At 68.5% G+C, this 19,512-nt stretch carries 15 protein-coding genes; 9 read left to right on the forward strand and 6 right to left on the reverse strand.

The features are described from left to right. Positions 1-101: 101 nt before the first annotated feature. Complete coding sequence (locus AC6CHX_RS01920; RefSeq protein ID WP_498272016.1) at positions 102-2,231, forward strand: DNA gyrase/topoisomerase IV subunit B; 2,130 nt, start codon at positions 102-104, stop codon at positions 2,229-2,231. 60 nt (positions 2,232-2,291) lie between these two features. Here AC6CHX_RS01920 and AC6CHX_RS01925 read toward each other — a convergent pair whose 3' ends face one another. Next, positions 2,292-4,733, reverse strand: a complete 2,442-nt coding sequence (locus tag AC6CHX_RS01925) for a DNA gyrase/topoisomerase IV subunit A (protein WP_498271436.1) — start codon at positions 4,731-4,733, stop codon at positions 2,292-2,294. Positions 4,734-4,777: 44 nt separating this feature from the next. Between AC6CHX_RS01925 and AC6CHX_RS01930 the strand changes: the two genes are divergently transcribed. After that, complete coding sequence (locus AC6CHX_RS01930; RefSeq protein WP_498271437.1) at positions 4,778-5,899, forward strand: alkaline phosphatase family protein; 1,122 nt, start codon at positions 4,778-4,780, stop codon at positions 5,897-5,899. Positions 5,900-5,958: 59 nt separating this feature from the next. On the opposite strand, the gene sepH is transcribed toward AC6CHX_RS01930, so the two are convergent. Next, positions 5,959-7,002, reverse strand: a complete 1,044-nt coding sequence (gene sepH / locus AC6CHX_RS01935; protein WP_498271438.1) for a septation protein SepH — start codon at positions 7,000-7,002, stop codon at positions 5,959-5,961. A gap of 196 nt (positions 7,003-7,198) precedes the next feature. Between sepH and AC6CHX_RS01940 the strand changes: the two genes are divergently transcribed. Beyond that, positions 7,199-7,492: a DUF4193 domain-containing protein gene (locus AC6CHX_RS01940; RefSeq protein WP_105725536.1), complete on the forward strand. Its 294-nt coding sequence runs from the start codon at positions 7,199-7,201 to the stop codon at positions 7,490-7,492. Positions 7,493-7,606: 114 nt separating this feature from the next. On the opposite strand, the gene AC6CHX_RS01945 is transcribed toward AC6CHX_RS01940, so the two are convergent. Next, positions 7,607-8,071 carry a DUF3093 domain-containing protein gene (locus AC6CHX_RS01945; protein WP_498271439.1) on the reverse strand — a complete coding sequence of 155 codons (465 nt, stop codon included), beginning with the start codon at positions 8,069-8,071 and terminating at the stop codon, positions 7,607-7,609. Positions 8,072-8,083: 12 nt separating this feature from the next. On the opposite strand from AC6CHX_RS01945, the gene dut reads away from it, so the two are divergent. From dut to dxs, 5 genes are all read left to right on the forward strand, one after another. Beyond that, a complete protein-coding gene (dut, locus tag AC6CHX_RS01950; protein WP_498271440.1) occupies positions 8,084-8,554 on the forward strand; it encodes a dUTP diphosphatase in 471 nt (156 codons plus the stop codon). Continuing rightward, positions 8,551-9,138 carry a DUF3710 domain-containing protein gene (locus AC6CHX_RS01955; RefSeq protein ID WP_136044018.1) on the forward strand — a complete coding sequence of 196 codons (588 nt, stop codon included), beginning with the start codon at positions 8,551-8,553 and terminating at the stop codon, positions 9,136-9,138. The genes dut and AC6CHX_RS01955 overlap by 4 nt, the downstream gene beginning before the upstream one ends. Then, positions 9,135-9,869, forward strand: a complete 735-nt coding sequence (locus AC6CHX_RS01960; RefSeq protein WP_498271441.1) for a DUF3159 domain-containing protein — start codon at positions 9,135-9,137, stop codon at positions 9,867-9,869. Before AC6CHX_RS01955 ends, AC6CHX_RS01960 begins: the two co-directional genes overlap by 4 nt. A 153-nt stretch (positions 9,870-10,022) precedes the next feature. Further along, on the forward strand, positions 10,023-12,857 hold the full coding sequence (locus AC6CHX_RS01965) for an aconitate hydratase (RefSeq protein WP_498271442.1): 2,835 nt from the start codon (positions 10,023-10,025) through the stop codon (positions 12,855-12,857). A gap of 169 nt (positions 12,858-13,026) precedes the next feature. Further along, entirely contained in the window at positions 13,027-14,967 is a 1,941-nt protein-coding gene (gene dxs / locus AC6CHX_RS01970) for a 1-deoxy-D-xylulose-5-phosphate synthase (protein WP_498271443.1), read from the forward strand. A gap of 38 nt (positions 14,968-15,005) precedes the next feature. Here the strand turns inward: dxs and AC6CHX_RS01975 are convergent, their stop codons facing one another. The 3 genes from AC6CHX_RS01975 to AC6CHX_RS01985 all read right to left on the reverse strand — a co-directional run bounded on the left by AC6CHX_RS01975 (position 15,006) and on the right by AC6CHX_RS01985 (position 17,868). Beyond that, positions 15,006-15,701, reverse strand: a complete 696-nt coding sequence (locus tag AC6CHX_RS01975; RefSeq protein ID WP_498271444.1) for an SPFH domain-containing protein — start codon at positions 15,699-15,701, stop codon at positions 15,006-15,008. 140 nt (positions 15,702-15,841) lie between these two features. Continuing rightward, positions 15,842-17,293: a glycerol-3-phosphate dehydrogenase/oxidase gene (locus AC6CHX_RS01980; RefSeq protein WP_498271445.1), complete on the reverse strand. Its 1,452-nt coding sequence runs from the start codon at positions 17,291-17,293 to the stop codon at positions 15,842-15,844. Then, a complete protein-coding gene (locus AC6CHX_RS01985; protein WP_498271446.1) occupies positions 17,290-17,868 on the reverse strand; it encodes a TetR/AcrR family transcriptional regulator in 579 nt (192 codons plus the stop codon). The genes AC6CHX_RS01980 and AC6CHX_RS01985 overlap by 4 nt, the downstream gene beginning before the upstream one ends. Positions 17,869-17,888: 20 nt before the next feature. On the opposite strand from AC6CHX_RS01985, the gene AC6CHX_RS01990 reads away from it, so the two are divergent. Further along, positions 17,889-19,511 carry an FAD-binding oxidoreductase gene (locus AC6CHX_RS01990; RefSeq protein ID WP_498271447.1) on the forward strand — a complete coding sequence of 541 codons (1,623 nt, stop codon included), beginning with the start codon at positions 17,889-17,891 and terminating at the stop codon, positions 19,509-19,511. Position 19,512 lies beyond the last annotated feature (1 nt).

Consider the following 19,512-nt stretch of genomic DNA (forward strand, 5'->3'; position numbering starts at 1 on the left):
TTTGCGGCGTGTTTCGCTCAGCGCGTACGGGAAGGCCACCGTCTCGGCCTCAGCGGGGAGTGTCTGCGGCTGGAGTGCGGGTGGCGAGAATAGACTCGGAGATTGTGAATGCCGAGTATTCTGCCCACCATCTCCAGGTGCTTGAGGGGCTCGAAGCTGTCCGCAAGCGCCCGGGCATGTACATCGGGTCGAACGGCTCTCCGGGCCTCATGCACTGCCTCTGGGAGATCATCGACAACTCCGTCGACGAGGCGGTGGCGGGCAACGGCTCGAAGATCGACATCATCCTGCACGCCGACGGCAGCGTCGAGGTCCACGACCGTGGCCGCGGTATCCCCGTCGACGTCGAGCCCCGCACCGGCCTGACCGGCGTCGAGGTCGTCTACACCAAGCTCCACGCGGGCGGGAAGTTCGGCGGTGGCTCGTACGCCGCGTCCGGCGGCCTCCACGGTGTGGGCGCGTCGGTCGTGAACGCGCTCTCGGAACGTCTCGACGTCGAAGTGGATCGGGGCGGGAAGACCTATGCGATGTCGTTCCATCGCGGCGAGCCCGGCATCTTCAAGGATTCCGGCGAGAAGCGCCCTGACGCCCCGTTCACGCCGTTCGAGGACAACAGTGAGCTTCGAGTCATCGGCAAGGCGCCGCGCGGGGTCACCGGAACACGCGTGCGCTACTGGGCCGACCGTCAGATCTTCACGAAGGACGCGGCATTCCAGCTGGCCGATCTCGAGACCCGGGCGCGCCAGACGGCCTTCCTCGTCCCGGGACTCGAGATCGTGGTCAAGGACGAGCGGGCTGCCGGTCAGGTCATCCCGGTTCCTGATTCCGACGGTGAGACCACCACGCTCGGCCCCGTCGAGACCTCGTACCTGTACGAGGGTGGCATCTCGGAGTTCGTCGAGTACCTAGCGATCGATCCTCCCGTCACGGACACCTGGCGCATCCAGGGCGAGGGGACGTTCAAGGAGACCGTTCCCGTTCTGCAGGCCGACGGCCACATGATCGCCACGGAGGTGGAGCGTGTGTGCGCAGTCGACATCGCGCTGCGCTGGGGCACCGGCTACGACACCCGCGTCCGCTCGTTCGTCAACATCATCGCGACGCCCAAGGGCGGTACGCATCAGCAGGGATTCGAGCAGGAGCTGCTGAAGGTGCTGCGCACGCAGGTCGAGCAGAACGCGCGCCGCCTCAAGGTCGGCAACGACAAGCTCGAGAAGGACGATGTCCTGGCCGGTCTGACGGCTGTCCTGACGGTCAACGTCCCCGAGCCGCAGTTCGAGGGCCAGACCAAAGAGGTGCTGGGCACGCCGGCCGTTCGATCGATCGTCGCCCAGGTGATCCGCAAGGACCTGGGGCAGCGTTTCAGCTCGACCAAGCGCGATGACAAGAACCAGGCCTCACAGCTGCTCGACAAGATCGTCTCCGAGATGAAGGCTCGCGTGTCGGCGCGAGCGCACAAGGAGACTCAGCGTCGGAAGAACGCGCTCGAGTCGTCGACGCTTCCGACCAAGCTCGTCGACTGCCGCACGAACGAGGTGGACCGCAGCGAGCTGTTCATCGTCGAGGGCGACTCCGCGCTCGGCACCGCCAAGAACGCGCGTAACAGCGAGTTCCAGGCGCTGCTGCCGATCCGAGGGAAGATCCTCAATGTGCAGAAGGCCTCGGTCGGCGACATGCTGTCGAACGCCGAGTGCGCGTCGATCATCCAGGTGATCGGCGCCGGCTCCGGCCGGACGTTCGATATCAACGCCGCCCGCTACGGGAAGATCATCCTGATGAGCGACGCCGACGTCGACGGTGCGCACATCCGCACGCTGCTGCTGACGCTGTTCTTCCGCTACATGCGGCCGCTCATCGAGGACGGCCGCGTGTTCGCCGCCGTCCCGCCGCTGCACCGGGTGATCGTGATGAACCCGGGGTCGAAGCCGAATGAGACGATTTACACCTACAGCGAGCAGGAGATGCATGCCCTGCTGACGAAGCTTCGCAAGGCCGGCAAGCGGTGGCACGAGCCCATCCAGCGGTACAAGGGTCTCGGTGAGATGGATGCCGAGCAGTTGGCGAACACCACCATGGACCGTTCCGGCCGTCTGTTGCGTCGAGTGCGCATGGAGGATGCCGAGGCCGCGGGGCGCGTCTTCGAGCTCCTCATGGGCAACGAGGTGGCGCCGCGACGCGAGTTCATCATCGACTCGTCCGACCGGCTGTCACGGGAGTCGATCGACGCCTGACCCGGACCGGGCGACGGAATAGGAGAGGGGCCGCGGCAATCCGCGGCCCCTCTCCCGTTCTCAGACGAGTGTGCGGCCGATGCTGCCGATCACGCCGTCGATGGGCTGGCCCGAGGCGTCACGTCGTGCTCCGGCCTCGGGGAGCTTGCGCACGGCGCCGGTGGGATCGACCGCCAGCGGCGGGTTCGGGCCCACCCAGGCGACGGTGAGTCGATCCTCGCCCTTCAAGAACGCGTGCGCGCGCACCCCGCCCGTGGCGCGGCCCTTGGCCGGGTACTCCGTGAAGGCCGACACCTTCGCTCGTCCGGGGTCGGTGCCCGGCAGGATGCTCTCGCCACCGGAGACCGTCGCGACGACAGCCTCCGTCGAGGGATCGATCGCGCCGAAGAACAGCACGGATGCCCCGGAGCCCAGCTTGACGCCCGCCATGCCGCCCGCAGGTGCCCCCTGGGGGCGCACGTTCGCAGCGGAGAAGCGGAGCAGTTGCGCGTCGGTCGTGACGAACACGAGATCGGCGTCGTCGGGGGCCTCTGCGGCTCCCACGACCGTGTCGCCGGGCTTCATCCCGATGACTTCGAGATCGGGACGCACCGGCAGCGCCGACGGGACGATCCGCTTCACCGTTCCCTGGGCCGTGCCGAGCGCGATCGGCGTCTCGCTGTCGAAACGCACGAAACCGAGGATCCGCTCGTTCCTGGTCGTGATGCCGAGGTAGTCGCGCAGCGGCGTTCCCGCGGCGAGCTGGACGGACGTCGAAGGAACGGAGGGCAGGTCGACGGGGGAGAAGCGCACGACACGGCCGAGGCTGGTGAGGGCACCGATCTCCGCGCGGACCGTCGTCTCGACCGTCGTCAGGATCGCGTCGTGCTTGCTGCGGCGTGTCGGAACCGTGAGCTCCTGCCCCTCGCCGAGGTCGACCCGCACGGCGCGGCCCGTGGTGGAGAGGACGAGAACCGTGGGGGCGTCGGCGATCTGCAGGTCGACCGCTCCCTTGGTCGCTCGGGGCTTCGGCGGAGCGGCGTTCATCAGTAGGGTCCGGCGCGGTGTGCCGTAGGCATCGGCGGCAGCATCCAACTCTTTGGCGACGACGGCGCGGAGGAGCACCGGGCTGCCGAGCAGCTCACGGAGCGAGGCGATCTCCGCCAGCAGCGCATCGCGCTCGGTCTCGAGCTCGATGCGAGAGAACTTGGTCAGGCGACGCAGTCGAAGTTCGAGGATGTACTCGGCCTGCAGCTCGCTCAGATCGAACACCGAGCGCAGGCGCGTGCGTGCCTGCTCCGAGTCGTCGGAGGAACGGATGACCTGGATGACCTCGTCGATGTCGAGGATCGCGATGAGCAGGCCCTCGACGAGGTGCAGGCGCTCTTCTCTGCGGGCGAGGCGGTAGCGGCTCCGCCGCGTGATCACCTCGAGACGATGGCCGACGTAGACGCTCAGCATCTCCTTGAGGCCGAGGGTGCGCGGCTGACCGTCGACGAGCGCGACGTTGTTGATGCTGAACGAGTCTTCCAGCGGAGTCAGTCGGTACAGCTGCTCCAGGACGGCGTTCGGGTCGAACCCCGTCTTGACGCCGATGGCGACGCGCAGCCCGTGGTTGCGGTCGGTCAGATCGGTGACGTCGCTGATCCCCTGCAGCTTCTTCGACTGCACGGCGTCGCGGATCTTCTCGATCAGGCGCTCGGGTCCGACCATGTACGGCAGCTCGGAGACGATGATGCCGGTGCGTCGGGGGCCCAGCGGCTCGATCGAGGTCTTCCCGCGGACCTTGAGTGCGCCGCGTCCGTTCGTGTAGGCGTCCTTGACGCCGTCGAGACCCATCAGGATGCCGCCCGAGGGGAAGTCGGGACCGGGGACGAACTCCATCAGCTCTTCGGTCGTGGCATCCGGGTTCTCGAGCAGATGCGTCGCAGCGGCCACGACCTCGATGAGGTTGTGCGGCGCCATGTTGGTCGCCATGCCCACGGCGATGCCACTCGCCCCGTTGACGAGGAGGTTCGGGAAGGCGGCCGGGAGCACGGACGGCTGCTGGAACTGACCGTCGTAGTTCGGGATGAAGTCGACGACGTCCTCGTCGAGGTTCTCCGTGAGAGCGAGGGCCGGGGCGGCGAGCCGCGCCTCGGTGTATCGGGCAGCGGCCGGACCGTCGTCGAGCGAACCGAAGTTCCCGTGGCCGTCGATCAGAGGAACACGCAGCGCCCACTCCTGCGCGAGACGGACCAGCGCGTCATAGATGGCGGAGTCGCCGTGCGGGTGGAGTTTTCCCATCACCTCGCCCACGACGCGTGCGCTCTTGACATGGCCTCGGTCGGGGCGGAGGCCCATCTCGGCCATCTGGTACAGGATGCGGCGCTGCACCGGCTTCAGACCGTCGCGCGCGTCAGGCAGAGCGCGCGAGTAGATCACCGAGTACGCGTACTCGAGGAACGAGCCCTGCATCTCGGTGGAGAGGTCGATGTCCTGGATGCGCTCCTCGACGGGCTCGGGCGGCGGGGTTTTCGGCATGGACTTCCTGAGGGCGTACGGGAGCCTGTGTCAGACTGGCTCGGATGTCCCTCATGCTACCGTCCGCGTCGCCCGGCGCCCGGAGCGTCGTCGGGGTGGCGGACGACCTGTTCGCCGCGCTCCGAGGCGAATCCGAGGTGCTGCCGCGTGCGGAGTCCGTCGTTCTCGTCGTCGTCGACGGCCTCGGGGCGATCAGCCTTCGGGCCCACGCGGGACATGCCCGCGCGCTCACGGCCGGGATGGCGAAGAAGGATGTCGCGCAGTCGGTGTTCCCCTCCACGACGGCCGCGGCGCTCACCAGCATCGTCACCGGCGTCTGGCCGGGTGAGCACGGCCTCGTCGGCTACCGGGTGCTCGACGCCGGCCGCGACGTGCTCGTCAACCAGCTCAGCGGTTGGGAGACCGACGGGATCGATCCGTTCACCTGGCAGCCGGCGCCGACCATCTTCGAACGTGCCGGTCGCGCCGGCCACGAGAGCTTCGCGGTCGGGTTCGCCGGCTACGCCCACAGCGGGTTCACGAAGGCCACGCTCCGGGGCGCCGAGTTCGTCGCCGCGACCACGGCGGAAGCGCGCATCGAAACCGCGTACACGCTCGCCCGGGAGCACCCGGGATCACTCGTCTACTGTTACCTGCCCGAGGTCGACAAAGCCGGCCACAAGCACGGGATCGCATCTGCCGAGTGGGTCGCCGCCCTCGAAGAAATCGATGCCGCCCTGGCGGTGCGGGTGCCGCCCGCAGTCGGCGTGCTCGTCACCTCGGACCACGGCATGGTCGATGTCGCAGTCAATCGGCAGGTCGTGCTCGACGAGGCACATCTGCGGGGCGTCCGGCATGTCGGCGGCGAGCCGCGGATGCTGCACGCCTACCTCGAGCCCGACGCCGACGCCGCCGCAGTGACCGCTCGGTGGCGCGCCGACCTCGAGGGGATCGCCGACGTCGTCACCCGGTACGAAGCCATTCGCGGCGGAATGTTCGGGCCGACCGTCACCACGGCGGCGTCCGCGCGGATCGGCGATCTGCTGGCCATCGCGCGTGGCACGTGGGCGGTCTACGACGGCACCGCGGCGGACCAGCGCGGGCGAGGAATGGTTGGGCAGCACGGGGCGCTCACTCCGGAGGAGCGACAGGTGCCGCTGATCAGGCTCGGAGCCTTCGCGCGCTGAGAGGTGCCCACCGGATGGGCGCCGGTCACCTGCTCGTGCCGGTCACACGTCGGTGCGGATCACTCGTCGGTGCGCGCTCCGAAGACGATCTCATCCCATGAGGGCATCGCGTTGCGGCGACGGCGGCGGCCGCCGGAGTCTCCGGAATCCGAAGGAGCAGTTTGTGCAGAAGGGCGTTCGGGCTCCGGCTCGTCGTCGGGCTGTTCGAGCGCGTCGAACAGCGAGATCGGGTCGGAGTGCTCGACGTCGTCGGTGTCTTCGAGCAGCGGAGCCGTTTCGCGCTGACCCCGACGACGGCGGAGAGCCTCGAGCAGGTCCGCTGTTTCAGGGCTCGTGTTCTGCGCAGAGGGCGCGCGATTGATCGCGGCATCCTGCGCGGCGACGTCGGAGCGCTCGGGGAGTGACGGGTCTTCGACCTCGGCCTCGGGTGCGGGAAGCAGACGCGGGCCGAAGGCGCCCGAATCGAACCGGCTCTCGTCTTTGTAAGGGGAGGTCGTGCGCTCCGCATCCACGGCGCGCAGGCGCGGGATGAGCCCCTCGGGCAGCGAGCCCTGGCGCGAGAGCTGAGTGGCATCCGCGTTCAGAGGCGAGAGGGCACTGCGACGCGGGTCGAAGCTCCACCGGGCATCGTGATCGACGTCGTTCGCGGTGAACTCGAGCTTGATCGTCCAGCCGGACTCCTCTTTCCAGCTGGCCCACCGCTCCGCGGTCGCTGCGACCTCGGCGAGCTTCGCGCGGACCGCGACGCCGAAGGTGGGCTGGGCGTCGGGTTCGACTTCACTTCCGATCAGCACCGGAACCGCGAGTGCCTGGCCGATGATGTGCTCGCGCTCGGCGAGGACCGGCCCCTCGAAGCGGGCGACGTCGTCGACGCTGATTCCCAGCAGTTCGGCGACCTCGGGCGCGGTGAGTCCGGCGCGGATCTGCGCCTGGATGTCGCGCGGGCTCGCGGCGAGTTTCTGGGCGGTGGGCTCGGCCTGCCGGGTGGCGCGACGGATCTCACGCTGCAGCACGTCGTCGATGGGCAGCGAGAACCGCTCGCCCGACTCTGTCGCGAGTACGAGGACTCCTGCTTCTGTGCCGACGATGGTGACGTTTTCCATGCGAATGCCCCTCTGATGGGTGTCCGTTCATGGTGTCACGCATGCGGCGTCCGGACCGGGAATACCCTGGGCGTGCCGTGAGTTTGCTCTGTCGCACCGACCGCATTTGCGTTATGTCTCCCGGTCGTGCAAACTATGGCCGCCGATACCCGACGGCGCACCACCCACTCGCACCATGAAAGTGGAGATCTACCGCATGGCAACCGATTACGACGCCCCCCGAAAGAGCGAAGACGACTCCGAGTCGATCGAAGCCCTCAAGGAGCGTGTGCCGGACAAATCTTCCGGCTCAAGCGGGGACGAAGACTCCGACAACCCGTCGAACTTCGACCTTCCGGGTGCCGACCTCTCCGACCTCGAGCTCGACGTCGTCGTGCTGCCCGCGCAGCAGGACGAGTTCACGTGCATGAGCTGCTTCCTCGTGAAGCACCGCTCTCAGCTCGACCACGAGGGCGCATCCGGGCCCATCTGCAAGGAGTGCGCTGCGTAAGCAGTCCTCCGAGCGACGTCTCACGCGCCCCCGACCGTCCGGTCAGGGGCGCGCTGTCGTATGTGGCAGCGCCCGTCAGGAACGGGCGGTGCCCCCGATGAACGGCGGGTGCGGTCAGGAACGGGCCGCCCTGATCGCCGCGACCAGGCGGTCGGGCGTGCGGGTCGAGATGGTCCACGTGTCGACCGGGTCGTCCACGTCGAGATTCGGGACGACGACGATCCCGTCGATCCCGCCGCGGATCAGGTGCCAGCCGCGCGCAGGGAGACCGGGGCCGCGTGCCTGGCGGGCTTCTTCACCGACGAGCGCGAGGGGTTCGCCGAGGTGCTCGACATCGATGTGTGCGCGTCCGGCGCGCAGGACGCGACCCTCCACCGACACGACCGGAGTCGCCGCGATGAAGCCGAGCACCAGGAGCGCGGAGACGGCGGCGCCGACGATGAGCGCGAAGGTCGATCCGATGGGCACGAAGACGAGGGACACCATCGGCCCTGCGACCGCGACGGTCACCAGCAGCCAGAGGCTGGGGGAGAGCCGTTCGCGATAGCGGGCACGTGCGTCTGTGGCGGGGTTCTGCATTAGCCTCATGGGGTGACCGATTCCGTTGATGTCCCCATTATCGCTGCAGTGGTGCCCGGATACGCGCATCCGGGCGACGCCGGCGCCGATCTGGTCGCGGCCGAGGCAGTGCATCTGGAACCGGGCGAGCGCGCTCTCGTCGCCACCGGAGTCCGGATCGCTCTTCCCGACGGCTATGCGGCCTTCGTGGTTCCGCGCAGCGGGCTGGCCGCCAAGCACGGGATCTCGATCGTGAACTCTCCGGGGACCGTGGATGCCGGCTACCGCGGCGAGATCAAGGTGAGCCTGATCAACACCGACATCAGGAGCGCGTACGATGTGGCGGTCGGCGATCGCATCGCACAGCTGATCATCATGCCGGTGACACGCGCCACGTTCATCTCGGTGGACGAGCTGCCGGACAGCGTCCGCGGCGACGGCGGTTTCGGCTCCACCGGGTACCAGGCGGGGCTCACGCAGAACGAAGCAGGGCAGAACAGATGACTGACAACAACGCGACTCCTTCCAAGTCGGCGCCCGCGAACCGCGCCACCGACGGACCCTTCGACGACTCCGAGGCGAACCCGGTCCGCCCGTACATCGACCTGGGCGGGATCAAGATCCTGCCGCGCGAGGGGCTCAATCTTCGACTCGAGGTGGAGGAGCAGACCAAGCGCATCGTCGCCGTCGGCCTCGACTACGCGGACTCCTCTCTGCAGGTGCAACCGTTCGCCGCACCGAGGTCCGGCGGACTGTGGGATGAGACGCGCGTGCAGCTGCGCGACCAGGTCAAGGCACAGGGCGGTCGCGTCGAAGAGCGGGACGGACCCCTGGGCAAGGAGCTTCTCGCCGAAGTGCCCGCAGCGGCCAGCGAAGGCTCGGGTCTGCGTCTCGCGCGGTTCATCGGCATCGACGGCCCGCGCTGGTTCCTCCGCGGCGTGATCGGCGGAGCCGGTGCGTCGGATCCTGAGGCCGGTGCCAAGGTCGAGGATCTGTTCCGTTCGATCGTCGTCGTCCGCGGCGGCTCTCCGATGCCGCCGCGTGATCTGATCCCGCTGAAGATGCCGGCGACCCCGGGCTCCGCGTGAGCACCCCGGACGCCGACCCGGAACGCGAGAAGAGCACCTCCGAGATCCTCGGGGAAGCTCTCGGAGGCGCCGCGCGCCGCGCCGGGCTCGACCCGTCGGAGAGTGCGAGCACGCACAAGGTCGTCTGGTCGGCGATCGGCGGGGTCCGCGGCGTCCTCGAGTCGGTGCTGCCGAGCCTGGCGTTCGTGATCATCTTCACGATCCGCCCCGAGCCGCTGATCCTGTCGTTGGGCATATCGGTCGGTCTCGCCGCGGTCTTCACGATGGTGCGCCTGCTGCAGAAGTCGCCGCCCTCCGCCGCGATCGGCGGGCTCGTCGCCGCGGCCGCCGCGGCAGCACTCGCATTGTGGACCGGACGCGGCGCCGACAACTTCGTTCCGGGGCTCATCACCAACGCGGTCTACGGAACGGTCATCCTGGTGTCGGCCCTGATCGGCTGGTCCCTGATCGGCCTCGCCGTCGGCTTCCTGATGGGGGAGGGCACCACCTGGCGCGAAGATCGCCGCAAGCGCCGCGCCTACTTCTGGCTCGGAATCGCGTGGGCCGCACTCTTCTTCGCCCGACTCGCCGTGCAGCTCCCGCTGTATCTCGCGGGCGACGTGACCGCACTCGGCACGCTCAAGCTCGTCATGGGACTCCCGCTCTTCGCGCCGCTGATCGCCGTCACCTGGCTCGTCGTGCGCGCTCTCCATCCGCGCGGACCGTCGCGCGAAGATGTCGCCGAGGCATGATAGATTTATCTTGACATCAAGATAAATCGCAGGCTTTCGCCGGTGAGCTGCGCGGAGCAGACTGGTTAGGTCCGCCTTGCTAGCCGCAGGGGCTCGCTGGCGAGCAAGATGGAGGCGCCTGTCGCTCCCATCCGAATAGAAGGAGACGGATTCGTGTCCACGGTGAACAGCTTCGGTGCCAAGAGCACCCTGACAGTCGGCAGCACCGACTACGAGATCTTCCGCATCGACACGGTGCCCGGTTTCGAGAAGCTCCCCTTCAGTCTCAAGGTCCTCCTGGAGAACCTGCTTCGCACCGAGGACGGCGCGAATGTGACGAAGGCGCAGATCGAGGCGCTGGGTTCGTGGGATGCCGCGGCAGAGCCCAACACCGAGATCCAGTTCACGCCGGCCCGCGTGGTCATGCAGGACTTCACCGGTGTGCCCTGCATCGTCGACCTCGCCACCATGCGTGAGGCCGTCACGGCGCTGGGCGGCGATGCGAACAAGATCAATCCGCTCTCGCCCGCCGAGATGGTCATCGATCACTCCGTCATCGCCGATCTGTTCGGCTCGGAGAACGCGCTCGAGCGCAACGTCGAGATCGAGTACGAGCGCAACGGCGAGCGCTACCAGTTCCTGCGCTGGGGCCAGACGGCGTTCAGCGACTTCAAGGTCGTCCCGCCGGGAACCGGAATCGTCCACCAGGTGAACATCGAGCACCTCGCCAAGGTCATCTACGACCGCAACGTCGACGGTGTGCTGCGCGCATACCCCGACACCTGCGTCGGCACCGACTCGCACACCACCATGGTCAACGGCCTGGGAGTGCTGGGCTGGGGCGTCGGTGGAATCGAGGCCGAGGCGGCCATGCTCGGCCAGCCCGTGTCGATGCTCATCCCGCGCGTCGTCGGCTTCAAGCTCTCCGGCGAGATCCCCGCCGGCGTCACCGCGACCGACGTCGTGCTCACGATCACCGATCTGCTGCGCAAGCACGGCGTGGTCGGCAAGTTCGTCGAGTTCTACGGCGAAGGCGTCGCCTCGGTGCCGCTCGCCAACCGTGCCACCATCGGCAACATGTCGCCCGAGTTCGGCTCCACGGCCGCGATCTTCCCGATCGACGACGTGACGCTCGACTACCTGCGCCTCACCGGTCGCAGCGAAGAGGCCGTCGCCCTGGTCGAGGCGTACGCCAAGGAGCAGAAGCTCTGGCACGATGCGAGCGTCGAGCCGACCTTCAGCGAGTACCTCGAGCTCGACCTCGGCACCGTCGTGCCGTCGATCGCCGGCCCGAAGCGTCCGCAGGACCGCATCCTGCTCTCCGAGGCCAAGGCCCAGTTCGAGCAGGACATCCTCGGCTACACGACCGCATCGACGTCCGACGACATCGTCGACCTCGAGTCGAAGCACTCCTTCCCGGCATCCGACCCGGGCTCGGTCCCCGGCGAAGAAGAGCCGACCACGCGGCCGGTGCACATCAACAGCGGCGCTCCGGCGAACGCCTCGAAGCCCGTGCCGGTCACGACGCCGTCGGGGGAGAAGTACATCCTCGACAACGGCGCCGTCACGCTGGCCGCCATCACCTCGTGCACCAACACGTCGAACCCGTCGGTGATGATCGCCGCCGGTCTCGTCGCACGCAAGGCGCTGGAGAAGGGGCTGAAGCAGAAGCCCTGGGTCAAGACCACGCTCGGACCGGGATCGAAGGTCGTCACGGACTACTACGAGAAGTCCGGGCTCGACAAGGACCTCGAGGGTCTCGGGTTCTACACCGTCGGCTATGGCTGCACGATCTGCATCGGCAACTCGGGTCCGCTGATCGAAGAGGTGTCGGAGGCGATCAACTCGCACGACCTCGCCGTCACGGCCGTCCTCTCGGGCAACCGCAACTTCGAGGGGCGCATCAGCCCCGACGTGAAGATGAACTACCTCGCCAGCCCGCCGCTGGTCATCGCGTACGCTCTCGCAGGGTCGATGCACTTCGACTTCGAGAACGACGCGCTCGGCAAGGGCAAGGACGGCGAAGACGTCTTCCTGAAGGACATCTGGCCCACGCCGGCCGAGGTGCAGGAGCTCGTCGACTCCTCGATCTCGCGCGAGCAGTTCATCAAGCAGTACGCGACGGTGTTCGACGGCGACGAGCGCTGGCGCAGCCTCCCCACCCCGGATGACGCCATCTTCCAGTGGGACGAGGACTCCACGTACGTCCGCAAGGCACCGTACTTCGACGGCATGACGATGGAGCTCACCCCGGTGAAGGACATCGAGGGTGCGCGTGTCATGGCGACGCTCGGCGACTCGGTCACCACCGACCACATCTCGCCCGCCGGAAACATCAAGGCCGGCACGCCTGCGGCCCAGTACCTCACGGAGCACGGCGTCGACCGCAAGGACTTCAACTCCTTCGGCTCGCGTCGCGGCAACCACGAGGTCATGATCCGCGGCACGTTCGCGAACATCCGCCTGAAGAACCTCATGGTCTCTGCCGTCAACGACGGGCAGGTGGTCGAGGGTGGTTTCACGCGCGACTTCACGCAGCCCGGCGGCCCGCAGTCGTACATCTACGACGCGAGCATGAACTACCAGGAGCAGGGCACGCCCCTCGTCATCTTCGGAGGCAAGGAGTACGGCTCGGGTTCGTCGCGCGACTGGGCGGCCAAGGGCACCAGCCTGCTGGGCGTCAAGGCCGTCATCACCGAGAGCTTCGAGCGCATCCACCGCTCGAACCTGATCGGCATGGGCGTCGTCCCGCTGCAGTTCCCCGCAGGCGAGAGCTGGGAGTCGCTGGGTCTCGACGGCACCGAGATCGTCTCGATCTCCGGCCTCGAGGAGCTCAACAACGGTGTCACGCCGAAGACCGTCAAGGTCACCGCCACCCCGAGCGAGCACTCGCCCGAGGGCAAGCAGCCGATCGAGTTCGACGCGGTCGTCCGCATCGACACCCCCGGTGAGGCCGACTACTACCGCAACGGCGGCATCCTGCAGTACGTGCTGCGTTCGCTGGTCTGATCGCGCAGACGAAGGGGCTCGGGTCTTCGGATCCGGGCCCCTTCATCGTGCCGCCCCTTCGTGTCAAGGGGGGCCGCGCTCACCGGCTTCTCTCCACCGGGCGCGGTAGGATCGACGGGCGCCCGCACCCTCGTCGGGCGCTTCTGGCGAAGCCTGTGAGGAGGCGCAGATGCCCATTCTTCCGAGCATCTCAGGACCCCGTGATCTGGACGCGCTCTCGGCCGATCAACTGGACGAGCTCGCCGCAGAGATCCGCGCGTTCCTGGTCGAGAACGTCTCGCAGACGGGTGGGCACCTCGGTCCGAACCTGGGCGTCGTCGAGCTGACCATCGCTCTGCACCGGGTCTTCTCGTCTCCGGATGACCCCTTCATCTTCGACACCGGACATCAGTCCTACGTGCACAAACTCCTCACGGGGCGGCAGGACTTCTCGGCGTTGCGGGTCCGCAGCGGACTCGCCGGCTATCCGCAGCGCGGCGAGAGCGCGCACGACGTCGTCGAGTCCTCGCACGCGTCGAGTTCGCTGAGTTGGGCTGACGGCATCTCCCGGGCGCTCACGGCGACCGGTCGCGCGGATCGGCACGTCGTGGCCGTCGTCGGCGATGGAGCGCTCACGGGCGGTATGACGTGGGAGGCGCTGAACAACATCTCCGACGACAACGACCGGAATCTCGTGATCGTCGTCAACGACAACGGCCGCTCGTACGCGCCCACGATCGGCGGCATGTCGCGCTACCTGAACCGCGTGCGCACCGCGGCGGCGTACAAGGATCTCCACCAGCGCTCGGATCGTCTGTTCCGCGCGTTCGGTCCCGTGGGGCGCGCGGTGTTCCGCGGCGTGCGCGGCGGAACCCACGGTTTCCTCTCGCGATTCACCAACAACGAGGCGCTCTATTCGAACCTCGACATCAAGTACCTCGGCCCGGTCGACGGACACGATCTTCCCGCCCTGCTCGAGACGCTCGAGCTGGCGAAGTCGTACGGCGCCCCGGTCATCGTGCACACGATCACCGAGAAGGGGCGCGGATATCAGCCCGCCCGCGACGACGAGGCCGACCAGTTCCACGCGGTCGGCAAGATCGATCCGACGACGGGTGAGACGCTGTCGTCGGGCGGTCGTGGATGGACCGACGTGTTCTCGGATGCCCTCGTCGCTGTGGGGGAGCAGCGCAGCGACGTCATCGCGATGACGGCCGCGATGCTGCGACCGACAGGTCTCGCGCCGTTCGCCGAGCGATTCCCCGATCGTGTGTACGACGTGGGGATCGCCGAGCAGCATGCGGTGGCTTCCGCAGCGGGGCTGGCGTATGGCGGACTGCACCCCGTGGTCGCCCTCTATGCGACGTTCATGGGCCGAGCGTTCGATCAGGTGCTGATGGATGTCGCACTGCACCGTGCGGGCGTCACGTTCGTGCTCGACCGTGCCGGCGTGACGGGCCCGGACGGCCCCAGCCACCACGGTATGTGGGATCTCGCCATGCTGCAGATCGTCCCGCACATCCGCATCGCCGCTCCGAGGGACGGAGCACGCCTGACCGAGGCCCTGGGCGAGGCGGTCCAGGTCGCTGATGCTCCGACCGTCATCCGCTTCCCGAAGGGTGAGGTCGCGGCCGACCTCCCCGCCATCGAGCGGCTGGAGGACGGCGTCGACGTGCTCGCCCGAGGGGAATCGGAGGACGTGCTGATCGTCGCCATCGGCCCGTTCGCCGAGCTGGCCCTCGACGTCGCAGACCGGCTCCGAGCGCAGGGTATCGGCGCCACGGTCATCGATCCGCGCTGGGCGATCCCGGTGCAGCCGTCGGTGATCGAGCTGGCTGCGCACCACCGTCTCGTCATCACCGTCGAGGACGGCATCCGCGTCGGCGGTATCGGCACCCGGGTGCGACAGGTCCTGCGGGAAGCCGGCATCGACACGGCGGTGGATGAGCTGGGTCTGCCCGACGAGTTCATCGATCATGCCTCGCGGGATCAGATCCTCGCGGATGCGGGCCTCACGGCGCCGAAGATCGCCCAGGACATCGTGTCGCAGGTCCTCGGGACCAGGATCCCGAAGGCGCGGGATGCGGGCGAGACGGGCACGATCGACCTGCCCCTCCGCGAACGCCACTGATCGCTGACGAGGCCGACGGTCCGAGCCGATGGACCGCGTCAGTTCAGTGCGTGCAGTGCGGCGACGGCCTGCGCGCCGCGATCCACGTCGCGGAGCGCCGTCGACATCAGATACCCGTCGGTCAGTGCGTCGCCCGTGACCATCACACGCACGAGCTCCACCCCGCAGGCGCGACGAACCTCTTCCGCGCTGGCGGCGATCACGCGCGCATTGATCTCGTCGTTGTGCGGCAGCTCGGTGCCGTCGAGGCCCCTGATCACGTCTCTCAGGGCCGCCCCGACGATGTTCGAGGCGCGCTCCTTGACGTTGACGACGTCGAGCTCGAACACCCGGAGATCGCGGCCCGTCGGTATCGGGCGCCATTCGAACGACGCATGCACGCGGTGTTGATGCCCGCTCGCGCCGCCCATCTCGCGGACGGGCAGGTCGGTCGCCCGGCAGCGCACATCGACCAGTCGATACCAGTAGAAGAGCGGGAAGGCGCCGTGAGAGCCGGGGTCGAGGACCACGACCTCCCCGACAGCCCCGCCGCGCGCGGTCGGCCGGCGCTGCGGACGGTTGCGGATGATGGGCTTGCCGTTGCGGGTCCGGATCGCGGCCCAGCCTTCATCGACTGTGACGACGAAGAGCTTGAGCAGCGCGGGAAGGACCAGGAGAGTGGTGAGGATCGCCGTGCCGGTCTTCAGCAGCCCCGACATCCCCTTGCCGCCCAGCATCGTGAAGAGCACGTCCATGACACCACTGTGCAGGGTGATGGCGCGCGAGGACGCCGGACGATGGCATCGACCGGGGGATTTCATGCGCTGTTCCCCGGTCGTTCCCCTGGGCGCCGTGCCGTGGATACGGGGCGACGCGGAACGGCCCCGCGGCCGGCTCAGCCGACGTCGGCGAGGGTGCGTGCGACGACCTCGTCGACGGCCGGAAGACACCGGTTCCGATCGGCGTCGACGAGCCCGACCCTGGTACGCCGATCGAGCACGTCCTCGACGGTCAGGGCACCCTCGGCCCGGACAGCGAACTCGACCTCCGCGCGCGTCAGCCCCGTCACGACATCGAGCACCTCGCCGGTGGTGGCGACCTCGCGGTCCACGAGGCGCAGTGAGGCGGTGCGACTGGTTGCCGCCCGCAGTCCACGCGCCTCCGATGCCAGATCCACGGCATCCTCGGCCATGCGACGATACGTCGTCAGCTTCCCACCGAGCACCGTCACGAAACCCGCGTCGGACACTGCCACGAGGTGTCGACGCGAGACGTCGGCCGTGGCGTCCGTCCCGCTGTCGACGAGAGGGCGCAGGCCCGCGAACGCGCCGCGCACCTGATCGCGTCGCATCGGTGTCGTGATCACCCGGTTGAGGCTTCGCAGGAGGAAGTCGATCTCCGGCTCGGTCGGCTTTGCCACAAGGGGCACGGCGCCCGGCGCGTCTTCGTCCGTGAGACCGACGATCACCCGCCCGTGCGCCTGCGGAAGAGCGAAGACATAGCGACTGACCGACCCCTCGTGGGGGATGGTGAGCGCCGCCGTCGGCGACCCCAGATCTGCGGCGTCGAGCACGATGTGGGTCCCCCGACTGGGACGTACACGGATGGCTTCGTCGAGCGATCCGGCCCATACGCCGGTGGCGTTGATCACGGAGCGGGCGGCGACCTCGAGCCGCTCTCCCGTGAGCACGTCCTCGGCGATCGCCCCGTCGCCCCGGAGCGCGATCGCGCGGACCCTGGTCAGGATGCGCGCACCGCGCGCCGCGGCGGTCCGTGCCACCGTGGTCACCAGCCGGGCGTCGTCGTCGAGCTGTCCGTCGTATGACAGCATGCCGCCCCGCAGACCGCGAGAGTCGAGGGCGGGTGCCAGTCGGGTCGCCTCCCTCGCGGACACGATCCGGGGTGCGGGCAGCACTGCCCGCGGCGTGTGCGCCCGCATCCGGAGCAGGTCGCCGAGCCCCATACCGGCGGCGCCCGCCACCCGCTGACGCAGTGTGACGTCGCGGCTGAAGGGCAGCAGCTGTCCGAGCTGTCGGATCAGGTGCGGAGCGATCGTCGTCATGAGCAGGTGCCGCTCCCGCGCGCTCTCCTTCGCGGTGGCGACGTCGCCCGTCGCGAGGTAGCGCAGTCCGCCGTGCACGAGCTTCGAACTGAAACGACTGGTGCCGAAGGCGAGATCCTCCGCCTCGATCAGGGTCACGCTGAGGCCGCGGGAGGCGGCGTCGAGCGCCACGCCGACTCCGGTGATGCCGCCGCCGATGACGAGCACGTCCACCCGTTCGTCGGCGGCGAGGGTCAGGTCGGTCCTTCGGCGTGCGACGTTGAGCGCGGATGACGGCGTGCTCATGGGCGCAGCAGCCCATCGAGCGCGGCGCGCAGTTCACGCTCCCACGCGGACTCGGAGATGAGGTCGGCGACCGTGCCGTGCGAGAGGACCGCGGACTGCGCGATGAGCATCAGCATGACTGCGATCTCCTGTGGTTCCCCCGGCCTGACCGACCCGTCGGCCTGCGCGGAGCCGATCGCGGTCGCCAGCCACTGCAGGATCATGCGCTGACTCGATCCGACGCGCTGCAGGGTGTAGCGCGTGAACGCCTCCGGTTCGTCGTCGAGCAGTCGCGCGTACAGCGGGTCGTTGCGGAAGAGGGAGGTGAAGCGCAGCACGTCGTCGACCAGCGCCGTCCGGGTGCGCGCGTCGGCGGAGAAGGTGCTCAGGATGCCGTCGACGCGGCGGAGCAGTGCGGCGCGGACGACGTCGTCGGCGTCGCTCCAGTTGCGGTAGATCGTGGGGCGGCTGAGTTCGGAGCGGCGTGCGAGCTCGGCGATCGTGACCCCGTGGACTCCCCGACGTTCGATCAGCGTGTCCGCGGCGTCGAGGATGCGCGCCTGCGTGGTGTCCCAGAGCGGTTGACGTTCTTCCATGATGTGTCACACTGTAACGCATGGGCCAAGACGATGGCAGGGTCGATGCCGACCCGTCGATGAGGTGGAACGGCTGGGGCGAACCGGACAAGGCGAAGGATCTGCCGCTCGCGGTGCGCACGCTGCTGCCCCTGCTGCTCGGACGTGTCCGCAAGCCCGAGCCTGCGGTCGAGCTCGCCCAGGTGCGGGTGTCGCCCTCGGTGCTCGATGACGAGGACCTCGTGGCGTTCGGCGCCGCCGTCGGCCCGCAGCACGTGGACGTCACCGCGGAAGCGCGTATCCGTCATGCCGGCGGACGCTCGACTCCGGACCTCCTCCGGCGCCGGCAGCGGGAGCAGGAGGTCCCGGACGCGGTGATCCGACCCGCGAGCCACGACGAGGTCCGCGCCTGCCTCGATGTCGCGGTCAGGCGTGGTGTCGCGATCATCCCCTTCGGTGGCGGCACGAGCGTCGTCGGAGCGCTGGACCCGGACAGGGGAGACCAGCATGCGGTCGTGAGCCTCGACCTGCGCCGCCTGAGCGGGCTGATCCGCCTCGACGAGGTCAGCGGAGAAGCGGTGCTCGAGGCCGGTACCACGGGACCGGAGGCCGAGTCGCTGCTCGCGGCTCACGGCTTCGAACTCGGTCACTATCCGCAGAGCTTCCGTTATGCGACGATCGGCGGCTTCGCGGCGGCCCGTTCCTCCGGCCAGAACTCCGCGGGCAACGGGCGCTTCGACACCATGGTGACGGGGATCCGTGTCGCGACGCCGACCGGCGACATCGACCTCGGGCGCTCACCAGGCTCCGCCGCCGGTCCGGATCTGATCCGGGTGTTCCTCGGCTCGGAGGGAATCTTCGGCGTGATCACCGAGGTGCGCGTGCGTGTGCACCCGGTCCCGCGGGAGCGCGTGTTCGAGTCGTGGTCGTTCCCGGATTTCGCCGCCGGAGCCGCGGGGCTGCGGAGCGTGGCGCAGCAGGGGTCCGGGCCCACCGTCATCCGCCTGTCCGACGAGACGGAGACCGCCGTGAGCCTGGCGCAGGTCGGCAAGATCGGCAAGGCGCTCGCGAAGGGCGCGAGTGTCGTGACCGTGTACGAGGGCGAGGGGATCGCCGAGCGTCGAGCCCGCACCAGCGCGCTGCTGTCGGCTGCCGGCGGCACATCGGCGGGGGAGGGCGCGGCGGAGGAGTGGCTGCAGGGGCGCTTCGACGGCCCGTACCTGCGCGATTCGCTGCTGGACGCCGGAGTGTTCTGCGAGACGCTCGAGACCGCGACGACGTGGTCGAACCTGCTCGAACTGCGTGCGGCCGTCGAGTCCGCCCTCAAGGAGGGATTCGCGGAGGCGGGCGCCCGGTCGTACGTGATGTGCCACGTGTCGCACATCTACCCCACGGGTGCGTCGCTGTACTTCACCGTCCTCGCCGGCATCCGCGCCGATCCGCTCTCGGTGTGGGGTCCGATCAAGTCGCGCGTGAACGACGCGATCATCGCGACCAGCGGCACCATCAGCCATCACCATGCGGTCGGACGTGACCACGCCGCCTGGCTGGAGCGGGAGATCGGCGAGACCGGCATCCGCATCCTCCGTGCGATCAAACGCGAACTCGATCCGGCGGGAATCCTGAACCCTGGCGCCGTGATCGTTCCTGAGCGGACGCGCTGAC

This window comes from Microbacterium sp. GQ128, assembly GCF_059758615.1.